Annotated in this window: 24 protein-coding genes; all 24 read left to right on the top strand. The window is 57.8% G+C overall.

Annotated features, from left to right (window positions below; genetic code table 11):
- A partial coding sequence (locus WC600_14220; GenBank protein ID MFA4903888.1) for a hypothetical protein occupies window positions 1-120 on the top strand: 120 nt, incomplete at its 5' end.
- Between the two features lie 10 nt (window positions 121-130).
- Window positions 131-439: a 30S ribosomal protein S10 gene (rpsJ, locus tag WC600_14215; protein ID MFA4903887.1), complete on the top strand. Its 309-nt coding sequence runs from the start codon at window positions 131-133 to the stop codon at window positions 437-439.
- 115 nt (window positions 440-554) lie between these two features.
- The gene (gene rplC, locus WC600_14210) at window positions 555-1181 is read left to right on the top strand and encodes a 50S ribosomal protein L3 (GenBank protein ID MFA4903886.1); all 627 of its coding nucleotides are present in this window, start codon (window positions 555-557) and stop codon (window positions 1179-1181) included.
- A gap of 4 nt (window positions 1182-1185) precedes the next feature.
- The gene (gene rplD / locus WC600_14205; protein MFA4903885.1) at window positions 1186-1809 is read left to right on the top strand and encodes a 50S ribosomal protein L4; all 624 of its coding nucleotides are present in this window, start codon (window positions 1186-1188) and stop codon (window positions 1807-1809) included.
- Window positions 1806-2096, top strand: a complete 291-nt coding sequence (locus WC600_14200; GenBank protein ID MFA4903884.1) for a 50S ribosomal protein L23 — start codon at window positions 1806-1808, stop codon at window positions 2094-2096. Before rplD ends, WC600_14200 begins: the two co-directional genes overlap by 4 nt.
- 52 nt (window positions 2097-2148) lie before the next feature.
- A complete protein-coding gene (gene rplB / locus WC600_14195) occupies window positions 2149-2976 on the top strand; it encodes a 50S ribosomal protein L2 (protein MFA4903883.1) in 828 nt (275 codons plus the stop codon).
- Between the two features lie 11 nt (window positions 2977-2987).
- Window positions 2988-3272, top strand: a complete 285-nt coding sequence (gene rpsS / locus WC600_14190; GenBank protein MFA4903882.1) for a 30S ribosomal protein S19 — start codon at window positions 2988-2990, stop codon at window positions 3270-3272.
- Window positions 3273-3274: 2 nt separating this feature from the next.
- Window positions 3275-3616, top strand: coding sequence for a 50S ribosomal protein L22 (gene rplV, locus WC600_14185; GenBank protein ID MFA4903881.1), 342 nt, complete (start codon window positions 3275-3277; stop codon window positions 3614-3616).
- An 86-nt stretch (window positions 3617-3702) separates the two neighbouring features.
- Complete coding sequence (rpsC, locus tag WC600_14180) at window positions 3703-4356, top strand: 30S ribosomal protein S3 (protein ID MFA4903880.1); 654 nt, start codon at window positions 3703-3705, stop codon at window positions 4354-4356.
- Between the two features lie 144 nt (window positions 4357-4500).
- Window positions 4501-4947 carry a 50S ribosomal protein L16 gene (gene rplP, locus WC600_14175; protein MFA4903879.1) on the top strand — a complete coding sequence of 149 codons (447 nt, stop codon included), beginning with the start codon at window positions 4501-4503 and terminating at the stop codon, window positions 4945-4947.
- A complete protein-coding gene (gene rpmC, locus WC600_14170; GenBank protein MFA4903878.1) occupies window positions 4944-5132 on the top strand; it encodes a 50S ribosomal protein L29 in 189 nt (62 codons plus the stop codon). The genes rplP and rpmC overlap by 4 nt, the downstream gene beginning before the upstream one ends.
- Window positions 5133-5191: 59 nt before the next feature.
- Window positions 5192-5452: a 30S ribosomal protein S17 gene (rpsQ, locus tag WC600_14165; protein MFA4903877.1), complete on the top strand. Its 261-nt coding sequence runs from the start codon at window positions 5192-5194 to the stop codon at window positions 5450-5452.
- 39 nt (window positions 5453-5491) lie between these two features.
- Window positions 5492-5860 carry a 50S ribosomal protein L14 gene (rplN, locus tag WC600_14160; protein MFA4903876.1) on the top strand — a complete coding sequence of 123 codons (369 nt, stop codon included), beginning with the start codon at window positions 5492-5494 and terminating at the stop codon, window positions 5858-5860.
- Window positions 5860-6207, top strand: coding sequence for a 50S ribosomal protein L24 (gene rplX / locus WC600_14155; GenBank protein MFA4903875.1), 348 nt, complete (start codon window positions 5860-5862; stop codon window positions 6205-6207). The genes rplN and rplX overlap by 1 nt, the downstream gene beginning before the upstream one ends.
- A gap of 127 nt (window positions 6208-6334) precedes the next feature.
- The gene (rplE, locus tag WC600_14150) at window positions 6335-6889 is read left to right on the top strand and encodes a 50S ribosomal protein L5 (protein MFA4903874.1); all 555 of its coding nucleotides are present in this window, start codon (window positions 6335-6337) and stop codon (window positions 6887-6889) included.
- A gap of 43 nt (window positions 6890-6932) precedes the next feature.
- Window positions 6933-7118, top strand: a complete 186-nt coding sequence (locus WC600_14145; GenBank protein MFA4903873.1) for a type Z 30S ribosomal protein S14 — start codon at window positions 6933-6935, stop codon at window positions 7116-7118.
- Window positions 7119-7132: 14 nt separating this feature from the next.
- Window positions 7133-7525: a 30S ribosomal protein S8 gene (rpsH, locus tag WC600_14140; GenBank protein ID MFA4903872.1), complete on the top strand. Its 393-nt coding sequence runs from the start codon at window positions 7133-7135 to the stop codon at window positions 7523-7525.
- Window positions 7526-7535: 10 nt separating this feature from the next.
- Window positions 7536-8075, top strand: coding sequence for a 50S ribosomal protein L6 (gene rplF, locus WC600_14135; GenBank protein ID MFA4903871.1), 540 nt, complete (start codon window positions 7536-7538; stop codon window positions 8073-8075).
- Between the two features lie 12 nt (window positions 8076-8087).
- The gene (rplR, locus tag WC600_14130) at window positions 8088-8444 is read left to right on the top strand and encodes a 50S ribosomal protein L18 (GenBank protein MFA4903870.1); all 357 of its coding nucleotides are present in this window, start codon (window positions 8088-8090) and stop codon (window positions 8442-8444) included.
- A 98-nt stretch (window positions 8445-8542) separates the two neighbouring features.
- Window positions 8543-9037, top strand: coding sequence for a 30S ribosomal protein S5 (gene rpsE, locus WC600_14125; protein MFA4903869.1), 495 nt, complete (start codon window positions 8543-8545; stop codon window positions 9035-9037).
- A 165-nt stretch (window positions 9038-9202) separates the two neighbouring features.
- Window positions 9203-9391, top strand: a complete 189-nt coding sequence (rpmD, locus tag WC600_14120; GenBank protein ID MFA4903868.1) for a 50S ribosomal protein L30 — start codon at window positions 9203-9205, stop codon at window positions 9389-9391.
- A gap of 3 nt (window positions 9392-9394) precedes the next feature.
- The gene (rplO, locus tag WC600_14115) at window positions 9395-9835 is read left to right on the top strand and encodes a 50S ribosomal protein L15 (GenBank protein ID MFA4903867.1); all 441 of its coding nucleotides are present in this window, start codon (window positions 9395-9397) and stop codon (window positions 9833-9835) included.
- A complete protein-coding gene (gene secY / locus WC600_14110; GenBank protein ID MFA4903866.1) occupies window positions 9836-11143 on the top strand; it encodes a preprotein translocase subunit SecY in 1308 nt (435 codons plus the stop codon).
- 19 nt (window positions 11144-11162) lie between these two features.
- Entirely contained in the window at window positions 11163-11846 is a 684-nt protein-coding gene (locus tag WC600_14105) for an adenylate kinase (protein MFA4903865.1), read from the top strand.
- Window positions 11847-11864: the final 18 nt, after the last annotated feature.

The raw sequence follows: 11864 nt of genomic DNA, 5'->3' as shown, positions 1-11864 counted from the left end.
AACGTCCAGATGGAAGTGACCCTGATCACCCCAGTGGCCCTGGAAAAAGAACTCCGTTTCGCCATCCGTGAAGGCGGCCGCACTGTGGGCGCCGGCGTGGTGAGCGAGATTGTAGAATAAAGGTAAATTCATGATTACGCCCAAGATTCGCATTCGCTTGCGATCTTACGATTACAAGCTGTTGGACAAATCGGTGCTGGAGATCGTGGAAACGGCCCGGAGCACCGGCGCCCGGGTGGCGGGACCAATTCCGCTGCCCACGGAAATCAACAAATACACCGTGCTGCGCTCCCCGCATATCGACAAGAAGTCCCGGGAGCAGTTCGAAGTCCGGACCTATAAGCGCCTGATGGACATCTTGGAACCGACCCAGCAAACCATGGACGCCATCAGCAAGTTGGACCTGGCAGCCGGGGTGGACGTAGAGATAAAAGTTTAAAAGCAGGTGTTAGGTGTCAGGTGTCAGGTGCCAGGATGTGCGCACGAGGGTAAGTTATCCTCTCCACACGGCGCTGAAACCTGGAACCTGAAACCTGAAACCTGAGGAGTTTAAAATGCCTGGGGGCTTAATTGGCAAAAAATTGGGCATGACCCGGATCTTCGATAATGACGGTCTGGCAGTGCCGGTCACGGTTATCGAAGCCGGCCCTTGTTTTGTGGTGCAGAAGAAGACCGCGGCCAAAGATGGCTACGAGGCCCTGCAGATGGGCTTTGACCGGCAGGCTTTGACTAAGTGCAACAAGCCGGGAAAAGGTCATTTTGAAAAACACGGCGCCAAGAGCGGGTTCAAAGAACTGCGGGAATTCCGGGTGGACGAGGCCGGAGGCTTTGAAGAAGGCCAGGAGATCACCGTGGAGCTCTTTGAGATCGGCGACCTGGTGGACGTGATCGGCACCAGCAAGGGTAAAGGCTTTGCCGGGACCATCAAGCGGTGGAATTTTCACCGGGGTCCCATGGGCCACGGTTCCATGTCCCACCGGTCACCGGGTTCCATCGGCTGTAGCGCCTACCCCTCACGGGTGGTCAAAGGCAAGAAGATGGCCGGCCGGATGGGGAATGCCCGGGTGACTATGAAAAATTTGGAAGTGGTGGATGTGCGCCCTGAAGAGAACCTGCTGGTGGTGAGAGGGGCCGTACCCGGCCCGAGCCACGGCCTGGTGCTCATCCAGAAGGCCGGGTGATAGTATGCCGACGGTAGATATCTATAATATTCAAAAAGAAAAAGTCGGGGAACTGGACCTTAAAGACGAGATCTTTGGGGTGGAGGTCAAGGGGCACGTGCTCCACGAAGTAGTGACCTGGCAGCGGGCTTGCCGTAGATCTGGCACCGCTTGCACCAAGACCCGGGGTGAAGTGCGGGGCGGCGGGCGTAAGCCCTGGCGTCAGAAGGGCACTGGCCGGGCCCGGGCTGGCAGCAGCCGGTCCCCTATTTGGAAGGGCGGCGGGACCACCTTCGGGCCAAGGCCTCGGAGCTATGCCTACGCGCTGCCCAAACAGGTGCGGCGCCTGGCCCTGAAGATGGCTTTGAGCAGCAAGGTGGCGGATGGCACGTTGCTCGTGCTGGATGCTTATCCTCATACCACCCCGAAGACCAAAGACTTTGTCCAGATCCTGAAGACTTTTGAGATTAACAAGGCCCTGTTTATCGCGGTGGAAGAGAACCAGGCTCTGGAACTCTCCGCCCGGAATGTGCCGGGAATCCAGGTGATGCCCCCCATGGGGCTGAACGTCTACGATATCCTCAAGTACGAGCACCTGGTGTTGTTTTCGCCGGCGGTGGACCAGATCTTAGCGAGGTTGGCCAAATGAAGCCGTATCATTATTTGATTAAGGGGCCGATCATCACGGAAAAGACCCACGCTCAGAAGGAAGCGGCCAACAAGCTGACCTTCCGGGTGGCGGTTAAGGCCAACAAGATCGAGATCCGGAAGGCTATTGAAGATATCTTCAAGGTCAAGGTTCTCGGGGTGAACACGGTCCACGTCAGGGGGAAGGAAAAGCGCCTGGGGAAGACCAGTGGCATGCGCCCCGACTCGAAGAAGGCCATCGTCACGCTGGCGCCCGGGGAAAAGATCGCCGGATTTGAGGGCATCTAAACCAGGGGTCAAGGGTCGGGGATTAGGTAAATAGAACCTAAGGGATTATAATATGGCAATCATTTCAAGAAAACCTACCTCACCAGGGCGGCGGTTCCAGACGGCCACGGATTTTGCCGAGATCACTCGGAGCGAGCCGGAAAAGAGCCTGGTCGTCCCCCTGAAGAAGTCGGGGGGACGGAATAGTTACGGCCGGATCACCGCCCGCCATCGGGGCGGAGGACACAAGCGGCAATACCGCCTCATCGATTTCAAGCGCAACAAGCTGGAAGTTCCGGGCAAGGTGGCCAGCATTGAATACGATCCCAACCGCACCACCCGGATTGCGCTTTTGCACTATGTGGATGGCGAAAAGCGCTACATCCTGGCGCCCCAGGGTCTGCAGGTGGGAGACATAGTGGTTTCTTCCGCCACGGCGGACATCAAACCGGGTAACGCGCTGCCCTTGCTGAACATTCCCACGGGCACCCAGGTGCATAACGTGGAGTTGAAGCCGGGAAAGGGCGGACAGATGGCCCGGTCCGCAGGCGCTTACGCCCAGTTAATGGCCAAGGAAGGCAAGCAGGCCCACCTGAAACTGCCCTCCGGCGAAGTCCGGATGGTGCCGGTGGACTGCCGGGCCACCATCGGGCAGTTGAGCAACTCGGAGCAGGAAAACGTCTCCTTGGGCAAGGCCGGACGGAAACGCTGGACCGGCAAACGGCCGCATGTGCGTGGTGTCGCCATGAACCCGGTGGACCATCCCATGGGCGGCGGCGAAGGCAAGTCCTCAGGCGGCCGGCATCCGTGTACCCCGTGGGGCGTACCCACTAAGGGATTTAAGACCAGAAAACCCAAAGCCAGTGACCGGTACATCGTGAAACACCGGTCGAAGAAGTAGAGGGGAAGATCGTGGCCCGTTCATTAAAAAAGGGACCTTACGTGCAGGATAGCCTCCAGGCCAAGGTGTATAAGGCCAGGGAGACCCAGGACCGCAAAGTGATCAAGACCTGGTCGCGGCGGTCGACTATTACTCCGGAATTTATCGGATTAACCATGGCGGTCCATAACGGCAAAAAGTTTATTCCGGTATACGTCACCGAAAATATGGTGGGGCACAAGTTAGGCGAGTTTTCGCCCACCCGGCATTTCGGGGGCCACGCCGGCGACCGCAAAACCAAAGTGAGTAAAAAGTAGCCATGGATGTCAAGGCGAGCGCCAAATATCTGCGCATATCGCCCACCAAGCTGCGGCTGGTGGCACGGACTCTCCCCGGCAAGAAGGTGGAAGAGGCCCTGGCCATGCTCCAATTTATGCCGCAACGGGGGGCGCGGTTGGTGCGCAAGGTGGTAATGTCCGCGGTGGCCAATGCCGAGCAGCGGCCCCAGATTGACGTGGATACCCTGGTAATCAAAGGCGTCCAGGTGGACGGCGGCCCTTCCCTGAAGCGCTTCCAAGCGCGGGCCATGGGACGGGTTAACCGCATCCTCAAACGGAGCAGCCATATCACCGTGGTCCTGCAGGAAGGGACCGGGAAATGATTAGTGATCAGTGGTCAGTGGCCAGTTGTCAGTGTCTGTCAACTGACGGCTGGGAACTGGGAACGGTATAATTAAGGAGGCGTGGATTGGGCCAGAAAGTTCACCCCATAGGATTCCGTCTGGGGAGCTATCGCAAATGGGATTCCGTTTGGTTCGCTCGGAAGGATTTTGCATCCCTGGTGTTGGAGGATCGCAGGATCCGGGATTTCATCAGAGCCGACAAGGACCTCAAAGGGTCGGGGATCGCCGGACTGGATATCAAACGGGCGGCCAACAAGCTGACCATTAAGATCCATACTTCCCGGCCGGGCATGGTTATCGGCCAAAAAGGCAAGAAAATCGAAGACCTGCGCCGCCGCCTGGAAAAATTGGTGGGCCGGGACCTGGTCATCGACGTGCACGAGGTGCGGAAACCCGAGATCAATGCCCAACTGGTGGCGGAAAACATCGCCCAACAGTTGGAGCGCCGGGTCTCCTTCCGCCGGGCCATGAAGAAGTCGGTGGGCCAGGCCTTGAAGTTCGGGGCCAAGGGCATCAAGATCCGCTGCAAGGGCCGTTTGGCCGGCGCGGAAATCGCCCGGCAGGAATGGTACCGGGAAGGCCGGGTGCCGCTGCACACCCTGCGGGCTCTCATCGATTACGGATTTGCCGAAGCCAAGACGACCTACGGGATCATCGGGGTTAAGACCTGGATCTTCCACGGCGAAGTCCTGAGCATCGAAGAAGGCATGGGATTATAACTGCGGGTTTCAGGTTTCAGGGGGCAGGGTTTAGGTTAGAAACGAAAGCCGAGGTTCCACTGGAAATCAGAAGGCGCAGTACGCAAGACGAAATTAATTCCCCCTATCTCCCTTTAGGTAAGGGGGGTGGGAAAGGAAAGAGCAATGTTAGCACCAAAACGGGTTAAACATCGGAAAGTCATGCGGGGCCGGCGTCGGGGCAAGGCCACCCGAGGCAACTATATCGCCTTCGGGGAATTTGGCCTCATGGCCGAGGAATGCGGCTGGATTACGGCCCAACAGATCGAGGCGGCCCGTATCGCCATCACCCGGCACGTCAAGCGCGGCGGCCAGATTTGGATCCGGGTTTTTCCGGATAAACCCTTTACCAAGAAACCGGCGGAAACCCGCATGGGGAAAGGGAAGGGCGGTCCGGAAGGTTGGGTTGCAGTAATCCGGCCCGGGCTCATCCTCTACGAGATGGCGGGGGTTGACCGTGAAACGGCCAAAGAAGCCATGCGCCTGGCCTCCCATAAACTGCCGCTGCCCACCAAGTTTGTGGAAAAAGAGCAACTGGTGAAAGAGCAGCCGGTGGTGGAGGCGAGCATATGAAGGCCGCGGATTTGCGCGATTTGACTAACGAGGAGTTGCAGGCCAAGTTGAAAGAGGTCTCGGAAGAGCTCTTCAACCTGAACTTTCAACATAGCCGGCAGCAACTGGATAACACCGCCCGGCTGGGACAGGCCAGAAAAGACCTGGCCCGGGTCAAAACGGTACTGAGGCAGAAGGCCGAATAGTCATTAAGGTAGGCGACACAGGCTGGAAAGCCTGTGCTACCCGAGGGGTTGGGAAGTATATGGAAAAGCAGCGCGGTGTGCGTAAGACCCGGATTGGCAAGGTGGTCAGCGACAAAATGGACAAGACCGTGGTGGTGGAAGTGAAACGCCTGGTGGCCCACCCCCTCTACCATAAGATCATCCGGCGGCGGGTCAAAATCAAAGCCCATGACGCCCAGAACAATTGCCAGGTTGGCGATAAGGTCTTGTTGGAAGAGACCCGTCCCTTGAGCCGGGATAAGCATTGGCGGGTCAAGGAAATCCTGGAGAAGGCCCAATAAGCCTTATTTGCATTTGCCAGTGGGCGTGAGGATAGAATCATGATCCAGGTTCAGACACAAATGACGGTGGCGGACAACTCCGGCGCCAAGAAGGTATCCTGCATCCGGGTCCTGGGAGGGACCAGGCGGCGGTATGCCGGGGTGGGAGATATCGTCATCGTGGCGGTTAAGGAAGCCCTGCCGCACTCCAAAGTGAAAAAGGGAGACGTGATGCGGGCCGTGGTGGTGCGCACCGTTAAGGAAACCGCGCGCCCCGATGGCTCTTACATCAAGTTTGATGATAACTCCGCGGTGCTTATCAACCCCCAGGGCGACCCCATCGGCACCCGGATCTTCGGACCGGTAGCCCGGGAACTCAGGGCCAAGCGGTTTATGAAGATTATCTCCCTGGCCCCGGAGGTGCTCTAATGGGGTACAAAAAAGCCGTAGAGCCCGTAAAGGTTCGTTTGAAGAAGAACGACCTGGTAGAGGTCACCACCGGCAAAGAGCAGGGGAAAAGCGGCAAGGTCCTGAAGGTGTTCCGGGAGAAGAACCAGGTGCTGATTGAGAAGGTCAACATGATCAAACGGCACACCCGGCCCAGCCCCACGAGCGGGCAGGGTGGCATCGTGGAAAAGGAAGCGCCGCTGTATGTTTGCAAGGTGAAGCTCATTTGCCCCAAGTGCGCCACCGCCACCCGTTTTAGTATGACCACTACCGGGGAAGGCAAAAAAGCCCGGGTATGTCTGAAATGCAAGGAATTGATTGATGGCTGAAAAAGGATCAGGAAAAGACAAGGGCAAGGGCCAGGCCAAGGGCCAGGGCAAGCCAACTGAGAAGAAGGCGGCCAAGGGCGGTGCCAAGCCGGCGGAAAAAGCTGCGGCGAAAACTGCGGCTCCGGCCGTGGCCTTCACTGGCAAGCCGCGCCTGGCGGATTTTTATCGGACCGAGTGTATCCCCCTCATGATGCAGGAGTTCAAGTATAAGAGCTCCATGCAGGTGCCCCGAGTTCAGAAGGTCGTCGTCAACATCGGGTTGGGGGAGGCCATCCAGAACATTAAGCTCCTTGAGTCGGCTGCGGTGGAGTTGGGTTCGATCACCGGCCAAAAGGCGGTGGTGACCCGGGCCAAAAAGTCCATTGCGGCGTTCAAGCTCAGGGAAGGTATGCCCATCGGCTGCATGGTGACCTTGCGCCGGGACCGTATGTACTACTTCCTGGACAAGCTGCTGAACGTGGTGCTGCCCCGAGTGCGGGACTTCCGGGGGGTGAGCGAAAAGGCTTTTGACGGCCGGGGCAACTACACCCTGGGCATCAAAGAGCAGATTATCTTTCCGGAGATCGACTACGACAAGATCGACAAGGTCAAAGGGATGAATATCACCATCGTGACCAGCGCCCCCAGCGATGAAGAAGGAAGGTTCTTACTCAAGCTCATGGGGATGCCTTTTAGAAAATAATTGTAGGAGCAGGTTTAAAACCTGCCCCTACGGAGAGCTGCAAATGGCCAAGAAATCGTTGATTGCCAAGGCAAAACGCCAACCGAAGTACCCGGTGCAGAAATATAACCGCTGCCCGCTTTGTGGACGTCCCCGGGCATTTCTCCGGCGGTTCGGCATTTGCCGTATCTGTTTCCGCAACATGGCCCTCAAGGGAGAGATCCCTGGGGTAACGAAATCCAGCTGGTAGGGCAAACTATGTGTATGACCGACCCCATTGCCGATATGCTGACCCGGATTCGCAACGCCGGGGGCGCGCGGTTTGACAAGGTGGATATTCCTGCTTCCCGCATGAAGATCAACCTGGCGCGCATCCTCAAAGAAGAAGGGTTCATTAAAAATTATAAAGTCATTAAAGACAATCGCCAGGGCATCCTGCGGGTCTATCTGCGGTACGCTGATCATCAGCAACCGCTCATCCAGGGACTGAAACGGATCAGCAAACCCGGGCGCCGGGTCTACACCGGCCATGCCGAGCTGCCCAAAGTGCAGGGCGGCCTGGGAGTGGCGGTCATTTCGACCTCTCAGGGGGTCATCACCGACCGCCAGGCCCGCAAGCTGAGCGTGGGCGGTGAGGTCTTGTGCGAGATCTGGTAAGGGTGAAGATATGAGCCGTATCGGAAAATTGCCGGTGCCTTTACCCAAAGGGGTAAAGGTCAAGATGGAAGAGGGCAAGTTGGTGGTCACCGGTCCCAATGGGACTCTGAGCCAACTTATGCCACCCCGGGTCAATATCGTTATCGGGGATAAAGATATTGTCGTTGAGCCCCAGGATGACAACCGGCTCACCCGTTCCTACTGGGGTCTAGCCCGCACCCTGGCGGCCAATATGGTCACCGGGACCAGCGCGGGGTTTACCAAAGTACTGGAATTGGTGGGCACCGGTTACAAGGTGGAAGCCAAGGGGGACACCCTGGTGTTCAATATTGGCTACTCCAATCCCGTGGAGTTTCCCCTGCCCAAGGGAATTACGGTCAAGGTCGAGAAAGCCAACCGCATCGAGTTCTCTGGCGCCAACAAGGAACTTCTGGGCCAGACGGTGGCGGTGATTCGGCGCTTGCGGCCACCCGACCCCTATAAGGGCAAGGGGATCAAGTATGCCGGCGAAGTGATTCGCCGCAAGGTTGGCAAGGCCGGCGGCCGTTAAAGGAGAGTGCGTATGAACCCTAAAGTAGCGGCGCGGCTGAAGCGGAAACAGCGGATTAAGAAGAAACTTGCCGGGGGAGACCGGTTTAGGCTTTCGGTCTTTCGCAGCACCAAACATATCTATGTCCAGATCGTTGACGACGACAAAGGCCAGACGTTGGCGGCAGCCTCCACCTTGAGCGGTGAGCTGAAGGACCAGCTCAGCGGTATGAAGAAAGTGGATAAGGCCAAGGCGGTGGGCAAACTCTTGGCGGCCAAGGCCAAGGCCCAGGGCATTGCTAAAGTCGTTTTCGATCGTAATGGTTTTCTTTATCACGGCCGGGTGAAGGCCGTGGCGGACAGTTGCCGGGAACACGGCCTGGAATTCTAAGAAACAGTGGCCAGTGGTCAGGGGCCAGTGACCAGTAAAGAATCTTTTTAACTGATAACTGGCAACAAGATAACTGACAGCTACTTTCGGAGGTAAGCTTGTTCGAACCAGAGGCATCGGAATTTACCGATAAGGTGGTCAGCATCAACCGCGTCGCCAAGGTCGTCAAGGGCGGGCGCCGCTTTCGATTCAGCGCCATTGTCGTGGTCGGCGACGGTCAAGGCAAGGTAGGCGCTGGTCTGGGCAAGGCCCACGAAGTGCCCGAAGCCATCCGCAAGGCCGTGGAGCAGGCCAAGAAGTCCATGATCACGGTCCCCATCCAAAACAGCACCATTCCGTACCAGGTGACCGGGGTGTTCGGGGCCGGACGGGTCCTGTTGAAACCGGCTTCGGAAGGGACCGGGGTCATTGCCGGCGGTCCGGTGCGGGCGGTGGTGGAAGTGGCGGGCATCAAAAACGTCCTGACCAAGTGCCTGGGTTCCCACAATCCGCACAACGCGGTGAAGGCAACCATGGTGGCCTTGGGAATGCTGTCGGCCCCGGAAGACGTGGCCGCCCGGCGCAACCGGCCTCTGGCGGAAATACTAGGATAAGGCAGTTGTCAGCTGTCAGCAGTCAGCTATCAGCTGGTTGATGTCGTCGCAGGCTCTAAGCGTGCGCACCTTATAAAGGCTAGGCAACAAGCCAAAACAATTCGTTGTAAATACTTTTGAAGCTTTTAGCTGATCGCTGAAAGCTGAAAGCTGAGAGCTAAAGCCATGTTTCTGGAAATAACCTTAAAAAAGAGTCCCATCGGCCGGCCGCCGAAGCACCGTCTGACCCTGAAGACTTTGGGGTTGACCCGCATGCAGAAAACGGTGCGGCACCGGGAAACCCCTGCCATTATGGGAATGGTGCGCCAGGTGGAGCATTTGCTCCAGGTGCGGCAGGTCCCCGAAGGAGAATAGCAGATGCGCCTTTCGGAATTGCAACCCAGCCCGGGTTCCAAGCATAAAAAGAAACGCGTCGGCCGCGGCCCCGGTTCGGGTTGGGGCAAAACCGCGGCCCGGGGCTTCAAAGGGCAGAACTCCCGCGCCGGGGGCGGCGTCAAACCGGGGTTTGAGGGCGGTCAGATGCCTCTAACCCGGCGGATCCCCAAACGGGGTTTCAACAACATTTTCCGGCAAGCCTGGACCATCGTCAATCTGCGGGACCTGAACCGGTTCCCCGCGGATACGGTGGTGGATGAAGCCGCCTTGAAGTCCGCGGGTCTGGTGAAAAACCAGGTCAAGCGGATCAAGCTGTTGGGCCAGGGCGAAGTGACCGTGCCCCTTGTGGTGAAGATCCAGGCGGTGAGCTCACAGGCTCGGAGCCGGATTGAAGCTGCCGGAGGTCGGGTGGAGGTCCTCTAAGTGTCAGCTTTCTCCAGCATCGCCAAGATCCCGGAGTTGAAGCGCCGCATCCTGTTTACCCTCTTGATACTGGCGGTATACCGGTTGGGCTGCCAGGTCCCCACCCCGGGGATCGACGCCGATGCCCTGATGCGGTTTTTTGCGGCGCAGCGGGGCACCATTTTCGGGCTGTTCGACATGTTCTCCGGTGGCGCTTTAGAGCGCCTGAGCGTCTTTGCGCTGGGGATCATGCCCTACATCAGCGCCTCCATCATCATTGAACTGCTCAAGGTGGTGATCCCCGGCATTGAAAAGCTCTATAAGGAAGGCGAGGCTGGACAGAAGAAGATCAAGCAGTACACCCGCTATGGCACTGTGGTCATCGCGGCCATCCAGGGGATCGGGATCGCCATTGGCCTGGAGTCCATGACCGGCGGGTCCAGCAATATGCCGGTGGTGCTGCACCCCGGCTGGGCCTTCCGCCTGATGACCGTGCTCACCCTGACGTCGGGCACAGCGTTCATCATGTGGCTGGGGGAAATGATTACGGAACGGGGCATCGGCAACGGCATCTCCCTGATCATCTTCGCAGGGATCGTGGCCCGCATGCCTTCCGCCCTGATCCAAACCGTCGAGTTGATCAAGACGGGTGAGATCATGCCCATCCTCATGGTCCTCCTCATGGTGGCGATGGTGGTGGTGGTGGGTTTCATCGTCTTCGTAGAGCGGGGCCAGCGACGAATCCAGGTGCAGTACGCCCGACGGGTGGTGGGGCGCCGCATGTACGGCGGCCAAAGCACCCATTTGCCCTTGAAGGTGAACACCTCAGGCGTTATCCCGCCGATTTTCGCCTCATCGCTTCTCATGTTTCCAGCGACGATTGCCGGCTTCGTCCACAATGAGTGGGTCAAGTGGGTGGCGGATGCCATGTCGCCGGGCGGCGGGGTGCATGATCTCGTCTACGTCGGTCTGATCTTCTTCTTCTGTTATTTCTACACCGCGGTGACTTTCAACCCGGTGGATGTGGCAGATAACCTAAAAAAGTGGGGGGGTTACGTGCCGGGGCTGAGGCCGGGCAAGCCCACCTCGGAATATATTGATCGAATCCTGACCCGCATTACTTTGGGAGGCGCGATCTACGTGTCGGCAGTGTGCGTACTGCCCTCCATTTTGATCCGGAAATTCAATGTGCCTTTTTACTTCGGTGGTACGGCCCTGTTGATCGTGGTGGGGGTGGCCATGGATACCATGAGCCAGATCGAATCGCATTTGCTTACCCGCCACTATGAGGGATTCATGAAAAAGCGTATGAGCCGGGTACGGCGTTGACCTAAAGAAGGAGGAAGCTATGAATCTGATCCTGTTGGGCGGCCCAGGCGCGGGCAAAGGTACACAAGCCAAAAAACTTATCGAGAAATTCCAGATCCCCCAGATCTCCACCGGCGACATCCTCCGGGCGGCAGTGAAGGAAGGGACGGAAATGGGCCGCAAGGCCAAAGAATACATGGATTCCGGGAAACTGGTGCCCGATGAAGTAGTCATCGGCATCATTAAGGATCGTCTAGCGATGGCCGACTGCAAGAAAGGCTTTATCCTGGACGGTTTTCCCCGCACGGTGCCCCAGGCCGAAGCCCTGGATAAGGTACTGGTGAGCTTAGGGACCAAGATCGACCATGTGGTCAGCATCGACGTGGACGAAGAAGCGCTGGTGACCCGGCTCACCGGGCGGCGAACCTGCAAAAGCGCAGACTGCGGCCAGATGTACCACATCAAGTTCACCCCTGCCAAGAAAGAAGGCATCTGCGACAAGTGCGGCAGCGAGCTCTACCAGCGGGACGACGACAACGAGACCACAGTACGGTCCCGGTTGAGCACATATAACCAGGCCACGGCGCCGCTGATCGGCTATTACAGCGCCAAGGGTTTGGTGCGGCCCATTAAGGGTGTGGGCGGCATTGACGACATCTTCAAACAGATTGTGAACATCGTCGCGGGATCTTCCGGCGGCTGCAGCTGCGGCTGCAAGCACTAAAGCTTCTGAGCGTGCCTG

It is taken from the genome of Desulfobaccales bacterium (assembly GCA_041648175.1).
Taxonomy (GTDB): domain Bacteria; phylum Desulfobacterota; class Desulfobaccia; order Desulfobaccales; family 0-14-0-80-60-11; genus 0-14-0-80-60-11.
This window is presented reverse-complemented; position numbering and strand designations above follow the sequence as displayed.